Annotated in this window: 16 protein-coding genes; 5 read left to right on the top strand and 11 right to left on the bottom strand. The window is 40.3% G+C overall.

The window, feature by feature from the left end; all coding sequences use genetic code 11:
* Positions 1 to 44 precede the first annotated feature (44 nt).
* Both PIECOFPK_RS04740 and PIECOFPK_RS04735 read left to right on the top strand, forming a co-directional pair.
* Positions 45 to 1,028: an aldo/keto reductase gene (locus PIECOFPK_RS04740; protein ID WP_330973264.1), complete on the top strand. Its 984-nt coding sequence runs from the start codon at positions 45 to 47 to the stop codon at positions 1,026 to 1,028.
* Positions 1,029 to 1,101: 73 nt separating this feature from the next.
* A complete protein-coding gene (locus PIECOFPK_RS04735; protein WP_330973263.1) occupies positions 1,102 to 1,971 on the top strand; it encodes a carbohydrate kinase family protein in 870 nt (289 codons plus the stop codon).
* A gap of 46 nt (positions 1,972 to 2,017) precedes the next feature.
* Here the strand turns inward: PIECOFPK_RS04735 and PIECOFPK_RS04730 are convergent, their stop codons facing one another.
* Both PIECOFPK_RS04730 and PIECOFPK_RS04725 read right to left on the bottom strand, forming a co-directional pair.
* Positions 2,018 to 3,871, bottom strand: coding sequence for a hypothetical protein (locus PIECOFPK_RS04730; RefSeq protein WP_409966635.1), 1,854 nt, complete (start codon positions 3,869 to 3,871; stop codon positions 2,018 to 2,020).
* A 289-nt stretch (positions 3,872 to 4,160) separates the two neighbouring features.
* Positions 4,161 to 6,023, bottom strand: a complete 1,863-nt coding sequence (locus PIECOFPK_RS04725; protein ID WP_409966634.1) for a hypothetical protein — start codon at positions 6,021 to 6,023, stop codon at positions 4,161 to 4,163.
* Positions 6,024 to 6,294: 271 nt separating this feature from the next.
* Between PIECOFPK_RS04725 and PIECOFPK_RS04720 the strand changes: the two genes are divergently transcribed.
* Complete coding sequence (locus PIECOFPK_RS04720) at positions 6,295 to 6,942, top strand: response regulator transcription factor (RefSeq protein WP_409966633.1); 648 nt, start codon at positions 6,295 to 6,297, stop codon at positions 6,940 to 6,942.
* 156 nt (positions 6,943 to 7,098) lie between these two features.
* A complete protein-coding gene (locus tag PIECOFPK_RS04715; protein ID WP_330973259.1) occupies positions 7,099 to 7,392 on the top strand; it encodes a hypothetical protein in 294 nt (97 codons plus the stop codon).
* Positions 7,393 to 7,449: 57 nt separating this feature from the next.
* Here PIECOFPK_RS04715 and tsf read toward each other — a convergent pair whose 3' ends face one another.
* The 9 genes from tsf to PIECOFPK_RS04670 all read right to left on the bottom strand — a co-directional run bounded on the left by tsf (position 7,450) and on the right by PIECOFPK_RS04670 (position 18,228).
* Entirely contained in the window at positions 7,450 to 8,283 is an 834-nt protein-coding gene (gene tsf, locus PIECOFPK_RS04710) for a translation elongation factor Ts (RefSeq protein WP_330973258.1), read from the bottom strand.
* A 116-nt stretch (positions 8,284 to 8,399) separates the two neighbouring features.
* Positions 8,400 to 9,266 (bottom strand): 30S ribosomal protein S2, encoded by an 867-nt coding sequence (gene rpsB / locus PIECOFPK_RS04705; protein ID WP_330973257.1) that lies wholly within the window; start codon positions 9,264 to 9,266, stop codon positions 8,400 to 8,402.
* A 78-nt stretch (positions 9,267 to 9,344) separates the two neighbouring features.
* On the bottom strand, positions 9,345 to 9,734 hold the full coding sequence (gene rpsI / locus PIECOFPK_RS04700; protein ID WP_330973256.1) for a 30S ribosomal protein S9: 390 nt from the start codon (positions 9,732 to 9,734) through the stop codon (positions 9,345 to 9,347).
* A 46-nt stretch (positions 9,735 to 9,780) separates the two neighbouring features.
* Positions 9,781 to 10,224 (bottom strand): 50S ribosomal protein L13, encoded by a 444-nt coding sequence (gene rplM / locus PIECOFPK_RS04695; protein WP_330973255.1) that lies wholly within the window; start codon positions 10,222 to 10,224, stop codon positions 9,781 to 9,783.
* A gap of 285 nt (positions 10,225 to 10,509) precedes the next feature.
* Positions 10,510 to 11,895 (bottom strand): SusE domain-containing protein, encoded by a 1,386-nt coding sequence (locus PIECOFPK_RS04690; protein ID WP_330973254.1) that lies wholly within the window; start codon positions 11,893 to 11,895, stop codon positions 10,510 to 10,512.
* A gap of 21 nt (positions 11,896 to 11,916) precedes the next feature.
* Positions 11,917 to 12,765, bottom strand: a complete 849-nt coding sequence (locus PIECOFPK_RS04685) for a SusE domain-containing protein (protein WP_409966632.1) — start codon at positions 12,763 to 12,765, stop codon at positions 11,917 to 11,919.
* A complete protein-coding gene (locus tag PIECOFPK_RS04680; RefSeq protein ID WP_409966631.1) occupies positions 12,765 to 14,381 on the bottom strand; it encodes a RagB/SusD family nutrient uptake outer membrane protein in 1,617 nt (538 codons plus the stop codon). Before PIECOFPK_RS04680 ends, PIECOFPK_RS04685 begins: the two co-directional genes overlap by 1 nt.
* 20 nt (positions 14,382 to 14,401) lie before the next feature.
* Entirely contained in the window at positions 14,402 to 17,401 is a 3,000-nt protein-coding gene (locus PIECOFPK_RS04675) for a SusC/RagA family TonB-linked outer membrane protein (RefSeq protein ID WP_409966809.1), read from the bottom strand.
* Positions 17,402 to 17,520: 119 nt separating this feature from the next.
* Positions 17,521 to 18,228 carry an NUDIX hydrolase gene (locus PIECOFPK_RS04670; RefSeq protein WP_330973251.1) on the bottom strand — a complete coding sequence of 236 codons (708 nt, stop codon included), beginning with the start codon at positions 18,226 to 18,228 and terminating at the stop codon, positions 17,521 to 17,523.
* A gap of 161 nt (positions 18,229 to 18,389) precedes the next feature.
* Between PIECOFPK_RS04670 and PIECOFPK_RS04665 the strand changes: the two genes are divergently transcribed.
* Positions 18,390 to 20,978, top strand: a complete 2,589-nt coding sequence (locus PIECOFPK_RS04665; RefSeq protein ID WP_409966630.1) for an alpha-amylase family glycosyl hydrolase — start codon at positions 18,390 to 18,392, stop codon at positions 20,976 to 20,978.
* Positions 20,979 to 21,005: the final 27 nt, after the last annotated feature.

Genomic DNA, 21,005 nt, shown 5'->3' with positions numbered 1-21,005 from the left:
CTATCTTTACAATATCTTTCATTCACATTGAAAAAAATGATATCATGAAGAGAAAATTAGGTACTACAGATGTTGAAGTAACCCCCATTACCATGGGCGCCTGGGCTATAGGCGGTTTCATGTGGGGAGGAAACGACGAGAAAGATTCTATCGAAGCTATACAGGCGTATATTGACAATGGTGTTACATCCATTGATACTGCTCCTATTTACGGATTTGGCTACAGCGAGGAGCTGGTAGGTAAAGCCATAAAAAAATACGACCGCAGTAGAGTGCAAATACTTACCAAATTTGGTATGGTATGGGATATGGAAAAAGGTGACTATGCCTTTGATGGCACGGATAATCAGGGGAACCTGAAAAAAATATACAAGTATGGCGGTTATGAAAAGGCTTTGCGTGATGTGGAAGAAAGCCTGAAAAGATTACAGACAGATTACATCGACCTTATACAACTTCACTGGCCCGACTCTACCACCCCCATCGAAGAAACCATGCGCGCCATGGAAAAAATGCTGCAGGATGGAAAAGTAAGAGCTATTGGAGTATGTAACTATAATGCAGCACAGCTCAAAGAAGCTGAGCAGACGGTAAAACTAGCCAGCAACCAAGTACCCTACAGTATGCTGAAACGTGATATTGAAAAAGAAGTTGTTCCCTACTGTTTGGAAAATAATCTTTCCGTTATCGCATACAGCCCCATGGAACGCGGATTGCTAACGGGCAAATATGCTACCATGCAAACCTTGGCAGAAGGTGATCATCGCAATCACTATTTCAAGCGTTTTGATTTTGCTGCAGTAAAAAGGCTCACCGATAATCTTGCTGATTTAGCTGCAAAATACAATGCCACCACAGCCCAATTGGTACTGGCGTGGACCTTCCATCAGCCTGCCGTAGCTGCTGCACTTGCCGGTGCACGGAATGCAAAACAGGCCGAGGAAAATGCAAAAGCCATGTCCATTTCTATTACCGAGGATGACTTGAAATTGATCGAGGGCTGGCTAAACGATAAATTTTTGCTTTAATTCATCCAAAGGAGGGTGTATGGAGGGGATACATTTCTGCATCCTCCTTTCTTTATTTGTTAAAAGAAGCTATATGAATGCTATCTGTTTTGGCGAAATTCTCTGGGACATATTACCAACCGGAAAAGTACCCGGAGGTGCCCCTATGAATGTGTGTTATCACCTAAACAGGCTGGGACAACAGGCAGCTTTGATTTCGAAAATAGGCGACGATGAAAACGGGAAGGAGCTGATTCGTTTTCTGCAAGACCATCAAGTAGTCACATCTCATATTCAAACAGATGCTGAAAAGCCCACCGGAACGGTAATTGCCACTCAAATTGGTAATGAGATGGAATACGACATCGTACAGCCAGTAGCATGGGATTATATCGATATTACTCCTTCGCTATTGCAGATGGTAAAAGAAGCAGATTATTTCATATGTGGTAGTCTGCTAGCCCGTAGTGAACACTCACGAACAACTTTATTTGAATTATTAAAAAGTGCAAAAAACAAGATTGTAGATATCAATTTACGTCCACCCCATTATACCAAAGACACTGTAACGGCGTTATTACAACAGGCAGATATTTTAAAATTGAATGACCACGAACTTACTCTTATCGCTTCTTGGTATACCGATACAGATACTTTTGAAAAGCAAGTACATATATTAAGCTCAACATTTACCATTCCCACTATACTGGTTACCAAGGGAGCACATGGTGCAACACTATTTTATCAAGAACAGTTTTATAATCATAACGGCTATAAAGTACAAGTGGCAGATACTATAGGAAGTGGGGATGCCTTTCTTGCCGGTTTTTTATCCCAACATGTATCGGGAACTTTGCCAGATGCATCTCTGGACTTTGCCTGCCGCATAGGTGCATTTGTGGCATCAAAAAAAGGAGCTTGTCCAGATTATACTCTTCAAGACATTTTGAATGTTATCCAATAATTGTAACATCTAATAAAAGAGGCCGCTTTACAGCGGCCTCTTCATTTTAGTATTTTATTACCTGTACTGTTTTACTGTACTCATATTGATTATCCAAATCTATCTGTTTGATGCGGATAAACAGCTTGTCTGCATCTTTTGTAAATGCTTGATCGCTCTTCTTACAAGAGTAAAAGCCAAATGAAGAAACCATTGCAAAAAGCAAGGACAATGCCCATAATTTATTCTTGCGGTTAAAGGCAAATAACATCAACACTACTGCAGCTAGCACAGGAATAAATAACAAACTTGCCGATATTTTCTTCTGGAAACTATACTGTAGCTCTGAAGAAGAATTACCCCCTTCTGCCTGGCTCGCTACTTCGCCTATTTTGAAGAAGTTTTTACCATCGTAAGAAGCTTCTATTTCAAATCTGGAATTACCAACCTCTGACAGCGTGCTCCACAATACAAACAGCTCATTATTTTTTATGTACGCTTGAATAGAACCGAAAGTTACAGGAAGCGAGTGTTCATCAAGAACACCAAAGTTCACTTCTGTAATATCATCACTATTACCATCAATGGCGCCTATATTGATAATACCACTTTTATTCGATACATCAGGCACTCCTCCCACATTCACTCCTGTATATCCATATCCATCGGGCCTTTCAGAATGTGTCAATACATCACCTTCGTAATATTCACGGGTTGTAAGAATTACTTTGTACCCACCGTCCACCAAACTGTTATCAGGAGTATACAAGGTATAACTTCCATCATTTTTGGTTTGTACGGAGCTTACTACTTTCCCGTTGGGGTCTACAAGGTTTACCCATATACCGGCATCAATGCCGTTCTCTCCGTTATTAATAATGGCATCTAGACTCTCATCTTTCCATATTTTACCTTTTACCAAAATAGCGCGAGTAAAAAAGCCACCTCCAGCCATTAAATCAAGGCCATGGCTATAACCGCCGCTATTGTCCTTGGTGTTGGTAGGATATTTACTAATGTTGAGCAAGTCTGCTCCAGAAAGATTGACATCTGCCGCAAATAAACTCAAACCGTATATTGTTTCTCCCGCTGAAACATTCAACGCTGACAGAGGGATAAACACGCCACTCAACATTTGAGTAGAAATGTTTTGACTGGGTTTGAGAGCATTAGGCTCACCTTGTAGTACTATTGAGGGGATTTGTACACCCGTAGCACCCCAGTCCGATTTTTTTACAAGACTTGGAGTGGCCAATTTAGTAATATTGTCGCCACTAAGACCGGTAATGGCTGCAACTTTAAAGTCATCATTACCACCACGCTCCATCAGCAAAAAACCCGAGGTATTCTTAGTAACAGCATGTACTGATACCGGATTTTCCAATATCAGATCTACTCGCTCAATATTAGTGGTAGTAGCTGCATCATTAACGAAAACATTGTCGGTTCCTCGATTGATGGTGTAACTGTTAATTAGGTTTTCCATAGTTCCTACATAATCGGGAACCATGTACACCTTATAGTTATTGGGGAAAACGTTGGTAGGTAACTCATTAGGGATTTCAAAAAGTGCTGTTGTTTTTGTAGAACCTGAGCTACGTCTTATAATTACTTTTTTAAAAGGTTTTTCGCCAGACACCCCTTTAGTTACGCTGTAAGACTCTCCCTGAATATCAAAAAGCTTTACAACCCTGTTGAAGCTAGGAGTATTAGCATTCTTCTGCCCGAAAATTAACTCGTAATTGCGATTGGTTGCATAGGTTCCGCCATAGCCCTTAATAGTGTACTTATAGGCTGGACTTTGGGTCGGAGTGTTTCCAATAACAAAATTGATAGGCTTTTTAGGCTGTGCATTAGCCATCAAGGAAGAAAAAACTAAAAATACGGGTAAGGACACAATTAGTTTTGTCAATCTACTCATGATAAGATTAAGTTTGTGGGTTATAGGATTAAATAAATAGGGTAAATCTTATATATACGGATACATATAAGGGTAACGGTTAAATCCGGCGCAAGTTAATTCAAAATTGAATTTTGAAAAACTACTTTCCGACAAATACTGTAAAAGGGTTATATAATATATGTTTTATACCCTTTTTAAGTTATTATTATTATCTTTAAAATTTATACATTATGTGTACAAGTGCCTTAAGATAATATCCGATACCCAACATATAACGAAGAGGCCGCTTTACAGCGGCCTCTTCATTTTAGTATTTTATTACTTGTACTGTTTTACTGTACTCATATTGATTATCCAAATCTATCTGTTTGATGCGGATAAACAGCTTGTCTGCATCTTTTGTAAATGCCTGGTCGCTCTTCTTGCAAGAGTAAAAACCAAATGAAGAAACCATTGCAAAAAGCAAGGACAATGCCCATAATTTATTCTTGCGGTTAAAGGCAAATAACATCAACACTACTGCAGCTAGCACAGGAATAAATAACAAACTTGCCGATATTTTCTTCTGGAAACTATACTGTAGCTCTGAAGAAGAATTACCCCCTTCTGCCTGGCTCGCTACTTCGCCTATTTTGAAGAAGTTTTTACCATCGTAAGAAGCTTCTATTTCAAATCTGGAATTGCCAACCTCTGACAGCGTGCTCCACAATACAAACAGCTCATTATTTTTTATGTACGCTTGAATAGAACCGAAAGTTACAGGAAGCTGGGCTTCATCAAGAATACCAAAGTTGACATCGGTAATATCGCCGTTGCCATCAATTTCTCCTATATCAATAATTCCACTTTTGTTAGAAGTGTTGGGTGTACCGCCTACATTCACCCCTGTGAAGCCGTATCCATCAGGTCTTTCTGAAGCTGTAAGCACATTTCCCTCGTAATATTCCTTAGTAGTAAGGATTACTTTGTAGTTACCGCTCACGATACCATTATCAGGTACAAATAAAGTGTAACTTCCATCATCCGCAACCTTCACAGAGCTTACAACTTTATCATCAGGATCCACAAGGTTTACCCATATACCGGCATCAATGCCGTTCTCTCCGTTATTAATAATGGCATCTAGACTCTCATCTTTCCATATTTTACCTTTTACCAAAATGGCTTTGGTAAAGAATCCACCACCCGCCATCAAATCAAGACCATTATCCTGACTACCAATAGCTTCAGGAGTATTAGTAGGATATTTATCAATATCTAACAGATCTTCAGGAGATAAATTGACATCGTTCGCAAAAACACTGATACCGTACAAGGTAGCACCATCAGGCAAATTATTAAAAATAGACAGAGGTACAAATACCCCACTCAGTGACTGCAATGAGATAGTCTGGCTGGGATAAAGCTCTTCAGGTTGTCCTTGCAATACAACGGAAATAATATTAACCCCTGTTTGTCCCCAATAACTTTTACTTACGGTAGCTGCTGCTGTTAATTGAGTCACTTCATCGGTTACATCATTGAAACCAATGATCGCTGCCACTTTAAAATTATCATTACCTCCACGATCCATTAGTAAGAACCCCGATGTTTGCTTATTAAGAGAAGCTACACTCATAGGGCTATCCAAGATCATATCTACTCGCTCAATATTAGTGGTAGTAGCTGCATCATTAACGAAAACATTGTCGGTTCCTCGATTGATGGTGTAAGTATTAATCAGGTCTTCCATATTACCTGAGTAATCAGGAAGTATATACACACTACTTCTATCAGCTACCGGATTACCTAGTGCACTAGGTATTTCAAACAGAGCTGTGGTTTTTTGGTCATTAGAACTACGTCTAATGATTACCTTTTTAAAAGGCTTCTCTCCAGGTACTGCCTTTGTAACACTATAAGATTCCCCCTCAATATCGAATAATTTTACAACCCTGTTCCATCCTGGAGTAGTAGCATCCTTTTTCCCAAAATATAAATAGTAAGTAAAATTACTCCTAAATTGAGATGTTGGTAAATAACCAGAACGGGTAAAATATTCAGGAGACTGGGGCTGGGCAGGATATTCTCCAAGAACGAAATTGATAGGTTTCTTAGCCTGCTGTGCGTTGGCTAATAATACCGAAAAAATTAGCACTAAAAATAGTGGCGTTTTGATTGCGATTTTCATAATAGTAAAATTTGCTATATTTAAATATATAATAAATAATTATAACATGTATAAAATAGCAGGTAGAGGGAACAGGTGGCGAAATTATTCTTGAAAAATTATAGAGGTGTAAAACTATTTAACAAATACTCTAAATAGGTTATATAAAAAATATTGAATACCCTTTTTAAGTTATATGAAACTTTTTTAAGTTTACAATAGTAATTAAGCCTAGCACATCATAAATATCTTACCTTTGCCCGATTAATAAATCAAAACCGCAAGATGTGAAATGAGACTTTCATTAAATGAAAATGGTCCTCTCGCTATTTTACTGGATGATCATAAGTTGTTTACGGACACTTTTGCACGTACGCTAGAAACCACCCGATTATTCAGTCATGTCTTTTCATTCTATGATGAAAGGGAAGTTCTAGAATTTGTCTTTAAGGAAAAACTAACCAATGAGATAGTATTCTTCATGGAATATTATATCAATAATGAAACTACTTTAAATCTACTTAAAGATATCAGACGTATAAAACCTAAATCTAGGGCTATTATCATCTCTTCTATAACAAACCCTTTATTGATAAAAGACCTGATGCGATATAAACCTCACGGGGTTATCAGTAAATACTCGTCTTTCGACGAGATTATAAAATGCCTGTACTTCGCCGGCAAAACTAAGCCTTATCTCTGCCCCGTTATACAGAAATTGCTCAATGACACCTCTGCTGACCAAGCACTCTCTCTTACTTCGCGGGAAATCGATATTATCAGAAGATTTGCCACAGGAGAATCTGCAGCTGAAGTGGCCCAATCGCTTTCTCTTAGCCCACACACTATTGCCACACACAGAAAGAATATCTTTAAAAAGATGAGATGTAATAGTATTACAGAGCTATTGGCTATTGCAAGGAACATGGGAATTATATAGAAAGCAGATTCGTCCAATTTTTACATTCAGCCCGTATTTATTATTATTAATTAGCACAAGCTGATTGACACATCTTAGCATACCCCCTCAAGTCCCACTAAAATAGCAAAGAGACATACCACGTACATACCCATAAGATTTTACTATTTTTATAGCATGATACCTCAGTCATTTAAAGATTCTTTATCTCACTCCGCTCCACCCTCAGCATACAATGCTCTACAAAGCGCCCTCTGGCATGCTGCAAAAGGTAATTGGAATAAAGCACATCAAATAGCACAACAACACGAAGGCGCAAAAGAGTTCGATCGCCTGCATGCCTTTCTACACCGACAAGAAGGTGATGATTGGAATGCTAACTATTGGTATCGGCGGGTGGGTATACCCATGCCTTCGGTAAGTCTGGAGGAAGAACTGAGCATGCTGATACAACAATGGATACCCTCTTAAAAAATTAAAGCGCCCCACTCGGGAGCGCTTTAAAGCTATGTTAGTATCCTGATAGGTTTAACCTAATGCTACGCGTTTAAATTCTAATACTTTCACATCACCATTCTCCTTCAGGTAGTCTCCTACGGATTTACTAGAATCTTTTACGAATGCCTGAGCTACCAGTGTACTTTCTTTAAAGAAAGCGTTCAGTTTACCATCTGCAATTTTTGCCAGCATATCTTCAGACTTACCGGCCATTTTCGGATCAGCCTTGATCATCTCCATGATAACTGATTTCTCACGCTCCAGAATGTCAGCCGGAACACTGTTAGCATCCACAGCTACAGGGCTTAATGCAGCTACTTGCATGGCCACATCTTTACCTACCTGAGCAGCTTCTTTATCGAGTCCTACCAGCACACCAATACGGTATGCACCGTGAATGTAAGCAGCTACATAAGGAGCTGTTACTTTTTCAAACTTGGTGATACCAATTTTCTCACCGATAGAGGCCAGTTTATCATTTACCAGTTCAGATACTTTAACACCGTTTACCACCACTTCGTTCAACTCATCAATTGAGTTTACGTTATTATTGAGAGCTGCGTCTGCAATAGTTTTCACGAATGCTACGAAATCCTCATTTTTAGAAACGAAGTCGGTTTCGCAACTTACGCACACTACAATACCGGTTTTGTTATCGGCAGTGGTTTGCGCGATCACCACACCTTCTTTAGCTTCACGGTCGCTACGCTTTGCAGCGATTTTCTGACCTTGTTTTCTTAACCAGTCGATGGCTGCTTCAAAATCACCATTAGTTTCAGTAAGTGCTTTGCGGCAATCCATCATACCTGCTCCAGTAGCTTGGCGCAGTTTATTGATATCCTGTACTGTTATAGTTGTGCTCATTCTTATATAAATTTCAAAGTTTCAGACCAACAGGCTGTTGTAGCAACAGCCCGCTTGCCTAACTTAGTTTATGAATAGAATTATCTGATATATCCCTAAAAGGGAAATGTGCATGCTTATCTTTTAGCTGCTCCACTTCTGGCACCGCTTCCGGAACTTCTTCTACGGCCACCACCCTGAGATCTAGCACCGCGGTTGCCTTCAGCTTCTGCTTCGGCTAGCAATTTAGCAGCCTGTTTTTCTTTTTCGTCAGCAAAGTTGTCTTCTACTTCCTCATCTTTAGCGGCCTGTCTTTCAGTCAATCCTTCCTGAATAGCGGCGGTGATATAGTTTACGATGATAGCGATAGACTTTGTTGCATCATCGTTAGCAGGAATGGGGAAGTCTACTTTATTAGGATCGCAGTTGGTATCTACTACGCCAAAAGTAGTAATACCCAAGCGTTTTGCTTCTGAAAGAGCAATATGTTCGTGTCCGATATCAACAATAAACAACGCTGCAGGAACACGGCCCAGCTGAGCAATACCACCCAATACTTTTTCCATTTTCTCCTTATCGCGGGTTAAGGTAAGACGCTCTTTCTTGGTAATGCTGTCCAGAGAGCCATCGTTCAGCATTTTTTCAATGCTCTGCATTTTCTTAACACTCTTGCGCACGGTATTGAAGTTGGTAAGCATACCACCCAACCAACGTTCAGTTACGTAAGGCATACCCACTCTTTGTGCGCACTCGGTAACGATATCTTTAGCTTGTTTCTTAGTACCTACGAATAATATTTTTTTACCGCTACGGGCAATTTGTTTCATAGCTGCTGCAGCCTCCTGCAGGCATTCTACCGTTTTGTTCAGGTCGATAATATGAATGCCTTTTTTCTCAGCAAAAATGTAAGGCAACATTTTGGGGTTCCATTTCTTCTTCAGGTGACCGAAATGAACACCCGCCTCCAGAAGCTGCTGTTGTAATGATGTATTGTTATTTTCCATCGTATAAATTTGAAAAGGATTTTAAATGCTTTCATGACCAATAGCAGGGGGTTGTAACAACCCTCCAACCACAAGCCATTATCTTTTAGAGAACTGATAGCTCTTTCTCGCTTTTTTGCGACCGAATTTCTTACGCTCAACTGAACGAGGATCACGTTTCAGCAATCCTGCAGCTTTTAACGCAGGACGATACTCAGGATTCAAGTCTACCAATGCACGAGCAATGCCCAGCATGATAGCCTCGGCTTGTCCTTTAATACCACCTCCGGTAGCATTTACCTTAATATCATACTTATCGGTTGCCTCAATAGCTTTTAACGGACGTTCTACCTGATTTTGTAAGTACACCAGGGAGAAATAGGTTTTATAATCTTTACCGTTTACAGTAATATTACCGGTGCCCTTGCTGATAAAAACACGAGCAACAGCTTCCTTACGGCGACCTACTGCATTTTTTTGTTTTTCCATCTATTTTATACGCTTAAGGCTTAAAGCAAATTGCTTAAAGCAGGTTTTAAAATTTTAATTCTTTAGGTTGTTGTGCTCCATGAGGGTGATTGGGCCCTGCATACACAAATAACTTTTTAAACATCTTACGTCCCAAACGGTTTTTAGGAAGCATTCCTTTTACCGCTCTTTCAATAATTACTTCAGGACGACGTTTTAAAAGGTCTTTCGCCAGCTCTTCTTTACGACCACCGGGATAACCGCTGAAAGTATCGTACACTTTTTGTTCCAGCTTGTTACCGCTTAACTGTACTTTCTCACAGTTTACTACAATCACATAATCACCGGTATCAACGTGTGGTGTATAATATGCTTTGTGCTTACCGCGTAAAATAGCGGCTATTTTTGAACACATACGACCTACGGTTTGATTAGTACCGTCTACAACGTACCAGTTGCGCTGTACGGTAGCCTCGTTCGCATGTTTCGTGGTGAAATGTTGCTTACTCATTTTTATATTTTCAATTTATGACTAAAAAACCGGGCTAACCCCCGATTTCCCTTCCATATTGGTTGGGGGTGCAAAGGTAGATTAGTATTTGATAAAAACAATGAAAAAGACAATATTTTTTAAAGGCACCCTCACAATTAATTGATTATCAGTAAAATTTTTGACACAAAATTTTACTGCCTATCTTATTTTACAATTTTTCTGCGGGTTGTAGGTTTATAATAAAGGTAGCATTGCTGCTACCTTTATTATAATTATACCTGAATAATAAAAATAATCGGCTCCTTATTCAATCGTATAAGTGTATTTCAGCGGACTGCTTAAATCCAGCCAAACGGTTTTAGTAGCTGCTGAAACCGGGATATCCCCTCCTCCATAACTCAGATATGCTCCTCCATTACCTAAATTGATATCCCAGCCATTGTTCGCCCGAAATTTAAAATACCCCTCTGTAAAAGTTACCGTAACTTTCCATTTGCCCACTATCGGGTCGTAAACCATAGGTGTAGAATTATCCCACCCACCGGGAGTGGCATTCCCAATCAATCCCCACTCGGTTTTGGTAATTGTCCATTCCATTGTATGAACATTGGCCTTTAGTAAGTAGTAGGCACCAGTTTCAGGAAACCTCAGATTATCGCCATTAGAAACTAAGGTGCCTCCGGTTGCAGTAGAAGTGCCTCCGTAGTTGAGCGAAGACCAGTTGGGCTCGGTAGTGATTTTAAACTCACCGTTACCACCTGCAGGTATCCAGATGTATCCTTCGTAGTGAATACCGTCGGATGAAGCGATGCGCGAAGCCGTTTCAGGATTCCATCCTTGATAATCACCGGGCACATACATATATAATGTCATCTCAACAGGTGTTACACGTAAAGTTTGGACAGAAGAATAGGAAGTTTGTCCTGTCTTATTAATAATGGCTTTCACACGCACTTCAATATCATCGGTAGTATTTAGCGGTATATCCACTGTATTAGCCATCTGAAATATTTCAAATCCTGTTAGAGATTTGGAGAGGGAATCAGCAGCTATTACAATAATACCCGGATTACTAAAATTCGTTCCAGCTTTAGCATATTCCAATTCGTAATGCAAAGTGGCATTACCATATGAAGGAACCGTCCACGAAAGGGTGGTAAAAATATCGTCCTTTGTTTGCGGTGTAGGAGAAAAAGTTCCGGTTGCAGTAGCCGACAAACTAAAAGGTATCGCATAAGGCGTAACTTTCAAGTCAACAGCCGGAGAGATTTTCATATCATTGTTATTGGCATAAGAAGTTTTTAACCTCGCTTCCAAATCTACCACCTCCCCAAACGATTTTCCCCAAGCGACCAGAGCATTATTCAAATCTGAACCTTTTACCGACAAACTGTTATGCTTACCTACAACAACAAAAGCTACTGCATTAGTAAAATCAGCACCTTTAGGTGCTAGCTCTACCACATATTTATACTGAGCCTCACTAGTGGCAAACTCCGGATTGGTCCAGCTAAATGTAATTACCTCCTGCTCTGCATTCTCGTGTGATAGAGTAACGGTAGTGGTAGATAATGTTAATGCCGACTCCTTGCCAGTATTGTAATAAGGCAGCGGATCCACTTTTTCACAGGAAGCCAAACACAACAGGGCTCCCATGACACCTATGAAGAAATTGAAATTATTTTTCATAACCAGGATTTAAAGTGTTGATTATTGTCTTACCACAGCGTACCTTCCTGTCTGAAAGTTTATTGTAATCTTATAAGTACCGGCTGTAGGTGCACCCGGGAAACCGGGATCTGCATCTCGCTTTTCAAATGCGCCACCTTCCCAAGTTCCACCATCCAAAGCGTGATACTGTGTGCTCCAATCACCCTGTTTTTGAATAATCTTATACGCGCCGCCTCCTGCCATCTCTACCACTAGTTCATAATGCATAATATCGATTCTTGTAAACCGCTGTGTTACATCATAAGGCGAAGGCAACGGATTGCTCCATCCCGAAGCAAAGGCATCCCCTACCACCCACAGCTCACCATCCTCATAATTGTTGTCGGGTGTTCCTGGTGGTTCTACTGCAAAGTCCAGATAAGGATTCACTTTCAACGTAAGCGTATTGGAATAAGTAGGCACGGTACCATTGAGTAGGGTGGCTTTGATGCGTATATCTATGGACTGCTCTACACCGGGAGTAAACTCCATTTTTGATAGAAAAACATTCAGCTCTTGCACACTAAGGCTAACGCTTAAATCACTAGCGATAGACATTTCCTGCAACTTCGGACTGGTAAAATTTTTACCGGCAGTGTCGATCTGCACGATATAATAAACATTTTGCGAGCTAACGCCCGTATTAAACATATAATTGGGATTGGTCCACGATAGTACTAGTGCCACTTCTTCTTTCTTATCCTTTTCCAGTACAATCGTTACCGATGCCGTACTGGTTAATACTGGAGGAGTGCTTCCCTCGAAGAACACCTTGTTTTCTTTCTTTGTACAAGCAAGAAAAACAACAGACAACAGCGATAGCTTTAAAAATATATTTAGTGCTTTCATTATTGCTCAGATTTATATTCAGGATGTTGAGTAAGATTGGGATTAGAGTTTAAGTTTTCAGCGGGTATGGGATAAATATTATACCGACTATTTACTGCCGTTCCCGATGCAACGCCACCTTTCCAAGGCCATAAGTAAGTACCGGTAGTAAGCTGATTGTATCTTACCAAGTCTGTTCTGCGATGTCCTTCCCAGTACAGTTCTCTGCCACGCTCATCCAACACAAATTGCAAATTGAAATCAATAGGACTTATAGGGGCGGCACCCGATCTGGCACGTAATGCATTGATATAACTCAAAGCTGTGGTGGCATTACCTCCAGAAGCTCCACGTAATACTGCCTCCGCATAAATAAGATACATCTCTGCTAGACGGAAAACAGGAAAATCAATGTCTGCAAACTCCTTATTCAAATCACTTACGGCACCACCATCTGATCTGATATTTCTCCATTTTATTACATGAAGTCCGTTATCAAACACGCCGATGTCGTTAATTACAATCTGCTCTGGCGATGTACCATACCGACTGGTGGTAAACATAGCACGCTTATCCGTATTTCCGGTTAAATCGGGGAACAAGTCTGCCAATCCTTTGGTAGCCCTATAACCAGCCCATCCGCTGTTAACACCGAAGTCCTCATTATCCGCACCGGCAGCAGCATGCACTATAAATGTAGTATTTCCAAAAGCCTTGGTTCTGGCACCATCACAAGTGATGACAAAGATGAATTCATTACGACCCTTTACATCATTATCTGCCATGAACAGCTCACGATAATTGCTATGCAGTGTGTATCCCGCATCTATCACTTTCTGAGCATAAGTGAGCGCTTCTGTATAGCGAGGCGTACCAGTGTATACATTAGCATTCAAATACATTCTGGCCAGTAGCGCCCATGCGGCACCTTGATCTACGCGTCCATATTCGGCAGTTTTGGCTAGAGGCAATTCCGCTTCGATGGCTTTCAGTTCCGTTTCGATATAAGTGAATAAATCCTCACGACTAATTTCCGGTGGCATAAAGGATCCTACCCCATCTTCTTCGGTAATGAAAGTGGACTTACCAAACAAATCCATCATCACCCAATAGTTAAAAGCACGCATAAAACGAGCTTCTGCACGGGATTTACGAATTGCATCGGCATCTGCACCCGTAATATTTCTTTCTGCAAGTTTAGCATCTGCCGACTCTCTGATATATTCATTAATTAATGTGATGTTGTAAATAGGACGCGCATACATTCCTTTTAAGAAAGGATCGGAGCTGGTCCATTGCAATGCATGAAAGTCCTTAATCGTCTGATCGTTCCAGGCTACTACCGCTTCATCTGTAGGCAGTTCCTGCAGATTAAAAAATCCTCTAATGAAGGCCACCTGCGACCCCTCATCCAGCCCACCTCCAATATCCGGATCACCTGCCGGACCATTATTACCTGTAATAGACAAGGTAGCATAAATTTTAGCCAATACTGCTTTGTAACCTTCGGGCGTACTATATACCTTTTCAGGAGTAAGGTCGTTTTTGGGAAATATATCCAGTTTCTTAGCACAGGAAGCCAGAAGTATTGCAAGGGCAAGCACGTGGATAAATGTTGTCAATAATTTTTTGTTCATATTTGACAGAATTAGAATCGTTAGAAATCGATACTGGCACCTAATGAGTAAATTCTTGGTCGCGGATAAATATTATTATCTACACCGGTGCTGCTGGCATTTTCAGGATCTGCACCTCGATACTTCGTAATCACAAAAATGTTCTGCACATTGCCGGTAAGCCTCAAGGATGCCTTACCTTTTAATACCTTACCCAAATCATATCCGAGGTTAATATTATCCAATCTAAAGAAGCTAGCATTCTCGATGTAATAATCAGATAGGTACATGTTATTGCTGAACTCCGTCTCCAGATAATTCACTGATGCATTACCAATATGCTTAACCGGGTTGAGAATATTTCTCAATGTTGCCGAACCCGATAGATAGTTGTTGTACAAATAATTGCCGATCATCCCATGACCTGCAAGTCCTGCAGAAAATTTGCCCAGTGTAACATTGGTGCTTAAACCGTAGATTACATCAGCTGCTGGCTTCATATAGTAATACCGATCGTCATCGGTAATTTGGCCGTCTCTGTTAATGTCCTCGTACAAACCTTCGATAGGACGGCCGGTTGTAGGATCATATACTTGTTTGTACGGATAGAAAACATAAGGAGCATATCCTACAGCAATTTTTCCAATATTGTTTCCGGTACCACCTGATACGCCACTAGTCGAAATACCCTTGTAGTTGGGATCAATAAAATCAATTAGCTTAGTAACTTCTGTTTTGTTATATGCCATATTAAAGCTCACATCCCAGGTCGTTCGGGCATTACGCACCGGCACAACATTGAGTAAGAACTCCACTCCTTTATTATTCAGATTTCCTACATTCTTTAAAAGCTCCACATTAAAGTTGGATCCCGGAGGTACAGGAACAACACTTAACAGGTCTTTGGTCTTCTTACTGTAAATATCAATGGAACCAGAAATTCTGTTTTGCAAGAATCCGTAATCCAAACCTATATTGGTGGTTTGTGTGGTTTCCCATTTCACATCAGGATAATACGCTGTTGGCCTTAGAAAGCGAATAAACTGATCGCCAAACTGATACTGAGCACTACCTGAACCATAGGTATATCGTGGCATATAAGAGTAGTAAGCAATGCCATCCTGTTGTCCGGTTACCCCCCATCCAATGCGCAACTTCAATTCATTGATATTATTCCCTGCGTCCGGAAAAAATTCATCCTTCAATTTCCACGCGAATGCTACAGCAGGGAAATAACCTACTCTGTTATCGCGTGAGAATTTGGAGCTAGCATCTCTTCTTAATGAAGCTGTGAGCAAATATTTATCCGACAGAGTGAAATTTACTCTTCCCAGATAAGACTCGATAGCAAATCCATTTCGGTCGTCAGGGAAGTCGGGTTTATTAGCAATGACGGTATCGATAGAACCGTCATAAAATTTTGAATAGAAGAATACATCATCGGTATAAAAATCCTGATATCCATGTCCCAGTAATACATCGATGCGAGTTTTTTCTGTAATATCTTTCTGATAGAATAGCTGAATATCGGCCAGCTTACTTGCTTTGGTTTGCTGATACTCCGAAATTCTACCCCTACTGTTAAACCCTAGGACGGAAGCAGCCATTTCAGGACGGAACTTATCTTTTCCTGAACCGGCCGAGCGATCCATGCCAACATTCAACAACAAGTGCAGATCGGGAAAGAAATGCAATTTGTAATCAGCCTGAACATTTCCAATAAATCTGTTTACAGTAGAAGTGTTATTACGTAACATCAGCATGGCTACCGGATTGCGAGTTGCAAGTGCATTCAATACACCATTGGATTGCTCCCACTCGAAAAAGCCACCATATTTATCATCGTTACGATATATAGGCTGGGTGGGATCGAAATTAACGGCAGATCCTATCGCGCCTTCATCGGCAAATCGATTATTAGTACGTGCGTATTTAGCATTAATATTTAAGGTCAAATAGTCATTAAACAATTTGGGATTAAGATTGGCCGATGCCGTATAACGATCAAATTTATTAGTAAGCAATACTCCCTCTTGTGTATAGTATCCTCCTGATAAACGATAGGGCAGCTTTATGCTTTTACCGATATCGGCACGACCCGATACGCTTAAGTTATTATCGCTACCAAAGGCTTGCTGATAAATCGCATCCTGCCAATCCGTGTTGGCGTTTCCTAGAAACCCTTTGAACTCATCTGTGCCTTTTTCGTTTACAATCCTTCTTATCTCATCAGCCGACAATACATCTACTTTATTAGCCACATGACTTAATGAAGCTCTAGTATTAAAATTGAACTTCAGTTTTCCAGAAGCGCCTTTTTTAGTAGTAATAATAATAACACCATTTGTTGCTCTTGAACCGTATAAAGCTGCAGCAGAAGCGTCTTTTAAAACGCTGATACTTTCAATATCATTGGGATTAATGGTATTGAGTAGATTTGCAGAACCCGATACTCCATTGCTTTCAACGGGTACTCCATCAATCACAATCAACGGATCATTGCTAGCATTTAACGATGCGGATCCTCTAATACGAATTTTACTTCCGCCACCGGCAGCTCCCCCACCGGGTGTGATTTCCAACCCCGGCACCTTACCCTGCAGCAATTGCTCGGAAGATGCAATATTTCCTTTCTGGAAATCTTTTTCCGAAACGGCTACCACCGAACCGGTAAGATCTGTTTTCTTACGGGTACCATAAGCGATAACCACTACGTTTTCAAGAGAGGAGGTTATGCTGGTAAGTACAATGTGCATTTCATCGCCGGTAATATTGATATCCTTAGCAGCATATCCGACATGTGATACTACTAATACATTTGTACCGGAAGGCACATTCAGTTTAAAAACACCTGTACTATCGGTGATGGTAGCATAGTGGGTGCCTTTTATTTCAACAGTAGCGCCAAATACAGGCTGGCCTGTAACTTCATCTATCACTGTACCTTTTATTTCCCTGGTTTGTGCCAATAGCGTGTTGGAGCAAATGAGTAGGGATAGCAATAGGGTAAAGAGGAATGGCAAGATGTTTTTAAATAGCATAGACAAACAATGTTATTTTCTCATTAAATATGTGTACCCAATACACAATAAAAATGGAACACAAATACAAAGATAGGGTGCAGAATGTGTATTTGATACACAAAAAGAAAAATTTTTTCTTACCCTATTTTAGAAAGAAGGGATTTAATCACTTTGGGCTTGAATTTGTGTAACTTACCTGGCCGATGCGATACATCGTCTTCTAGCTCATCTAGTTCCTGTAACCAGTTTTTCAATGCAATTTTTTTACGGAAATTGCGTCGATCCAGCGATACACCTAATATGGCTTCATATACTTCTTGCAATGCGCGGAGGGAAAATTTTTCAGGCAATAGATTATACACTACTGGATAATCCATCACCTGGCTACGCAATAATTTTAAACAGGTATCCAAAATTTCTTTGTGGTCAAATGCAAGTTTTTTAATACTGTTGACCGAATGCCAGTGCAGGTTGCTATCGTCTATGCTAAGTTTGTGATTGTTAATATTAATCAGAGAATAATAGGCTGTACTTACTACTCTTCCCGAAGGATGGCGGTTTACCCTGCCGAATGTGTGTACCTGTTGCAGAAATACATCGTCCAACCCCGTGCGCTCTTTTAATACCCGATAGGAAGCAGCGTCTAAATCTTCATCGGGCCGCACCAAATCTCCCAGTAACGAATACAGTCCCGAAAATTCTTTTAAATCAGATTCGATCAGAAGTACTTTTAACTCCTTATTCTCATATCCGAAGATTACGCAGTCTACGGATACAGCTATATTGAAGTATTCAAGATGGCTGATTTTCTCAACTTCGGCAGTTTTCAAAACATTACTGGGCATAGCAATAACTCTTCTTTAACGTACACGTACAAAAGTAAGCATTGAAACAGCCCAACGCAAACTTTTTAAATGCTTCTTAAAACGTTTGAATTGGATAAAATTAAAATACGAGATTTTTTAATATCGATTATATACTTATATTTGTGTACCAAGTACACATTATGAAACGATTTATCTTGCCATTTTTGCTACTGTCTCTTTGCTGGGCATGCAAAAAAAATAACCTTACAGAAACACCACCACCGAATCCGGAACCCCCTGTGCAAATACCAGCACAACAAGGTATGATTACCACAGATAAGAATTTCTATACTAGCTCCGATGCAATCACTATTACATATAATCCGGCCAAAGGCAATGCAGCCTTAAATGGATTTACAGGAGATGTATATGTACATTGGGGGGTCATTACCAATGCTAGTGCAGGTGCTGCGGATTGGAAATATGTCAAGAGCAACTCTTTTACTACTCCTGATGCAGCCTCAAAAATGACCCGCAACGCCAACGGAACGTACAGCATTACCATCACTCCGCAAAGTTTTTTCGGAGTACCTTCGGGCGAGCAAATTCGCAAAATAGCCATGGTGTTTCGCAATGCCGACGGCTCCATTGTAGGTAGGAATTACGATGGCAGTGATATTTATTTGCCCGTATATAGCAATGGGGTGAACGTACGCTTTATCCGACCGGAATTACATCCCACCTATACACTTACTCCCGTTCAACAAACTTACGCAATCGGTCAACAGATAGAAGTAACCGGTATCGCTTCTACATCTGCCAATTTAAGACTTACATTAAATGATAAAGAATTCGCTACAGCCAACAGCAGCACAATAATAACGGGCAAAGCCACTATAACAGATATAGGAACACAAACCATTAAACTCATTGCCAACGGTACCGTACAGGAGTCTTTCAGTTTTACAGCCAATGGCACGGTTGTTACAGAGTCATTGCCCGCAGGAGCTAAACCCAATGGCGTTACTTTTATCAATAATGGAACTTCGGCCATCTTTGCTCTGTATGCACCCCAAAAAAATTATGTATACGTTTTGGGAGATTTTAATAACTGGACTGCTACAGCATCGGGTTATATGAAACGCACGCCGGATGGCAATACGTGGTGGATACAAATTGACGGGCTCAATCCAAACGTCGAATATGCCTATCAGTATTGGGTGGACGGTGCCATACGAATTGCAGATCCTTATACTGAAAAGGTACTGGATCCTGAACATGATCCTTACATACCTGCTGCCAATTATCCTAACCCAGGCATTTATCCCATAGGCAAAACAACAGGTATTGTAAGTACTATCAAAGCACAACAAGAAAAGCACAGCTGGAGCTATCCATCTATCACCAAACCATCCAAAAACAATCTGGTGATTTATGAACTGTTGTTAAGAGATTTTCTTGGTGCCAATAATTATCAAACACTCAGAGATACGCTAAATTACCTAAGCAATCTAGGTGTCAACGCTATTGAACTGTTACCTATCAACGAATTTGAAGGTAACAGCAGTTGGGGCTATAATCCTTCATTCTATTTTGCGCCGGACAAATACTACGGCAGTAAAAAATCATTACAAGCATTTATCGATGCCTGTCATGAAAAAGGTATTGCCGTAATTTTAGATATCGTACTCAACCACGCTGAAGGACAGTCGCCCATGGTGCAATTGTATTGGGATGCGACCAACAATCGCCCTGCTTTCAATAATCCATGGTTCAACCCAACAGCGCCACATAGTGCACTTAGTTTCGGATACGATTTCAATCATGAAAGTTCTACTACACGTGCCTTTGTAAAAGACGTATTAAAGTTTTGGTTGGATGAATATAAAGTAGATGGATTTCGCTTTGATTTTACAAAAGGCTTTACGCAAAAACCCTCAAACAGCATAGACGCTATGAGTGCCTATGATGCAAGCCGCATCATCATTTTAAAAGAGTACAACAATTTCATAAAATCTATTGATCCCAATGCTTATGTAATTCTGGAGCATTTGTGTGCCGATGAAGAAGAAAAAGAATTGGCTGCCGAAGGCATGATGTTGTGGAATAATCTCAATTATGTGTTCAACGAGGCCAGTATGGGTTGGCTGAGCAACTCCAATTTCTCCAGAGCGGATTACAGAACACATGGCTTTACACAGCCTGATGGCTTAATCACCTACATGGAAAGTCATGACGAAGAACGCATGATGTTTAAAAACATCACTTACGGCAATGCTTCCGAAAATTATAACATTAAGCATCTCGAAACCGCATTAAAGCGCCAGGAATTATGTGCAGCTTTTCTATTTGCCATTCCGGGTCCTAAAATGATTTGGCAGTTCGGCGAACTCGGGTACGACATTTCCATCAATGAAAATGGTCGCACCGGTGAAAAACCTATTCTATGGCAGTATAACACACAACCTGCACGAGTGGCACTAAAAAATGCATTTACATTATTTATCAATTTGAAAAAGAAGAACAGCATTTTTTCAACAACCGACTTCACTCATAATTTGGCTGGGGCCATTAAGTTTATAAAACTAAGAAATGGCAACAATACCGTAGTTGTTGTAGGTAATTTCGATGTTGTTCCCCAAGTAGCCTCTATCGATATGGGCAGCAGTGGCACCTGGTATGATGTAGCTCGTAATAACCAAGCATTGACGATTTTGGATGGGACTTATTCGGCTACATTAGCACCTGGTGAATATCATATATTTTCCAACTTTATACTGAATCCGTAAGTATATACTCTGAAAGCCACCTCCTGT

This window comes from Chitinophagaceae bacterium C216, assembly GCA_028485475.2.
Lineage (GTDB): Bacteria > Bacteroidota > Bacteroidia > Chitinophagales > Chitinophagaceae > Niabella > Niabella composti.
This window is presented reverse-complemented; position numbering and strand designations above follow the sequence as displayed.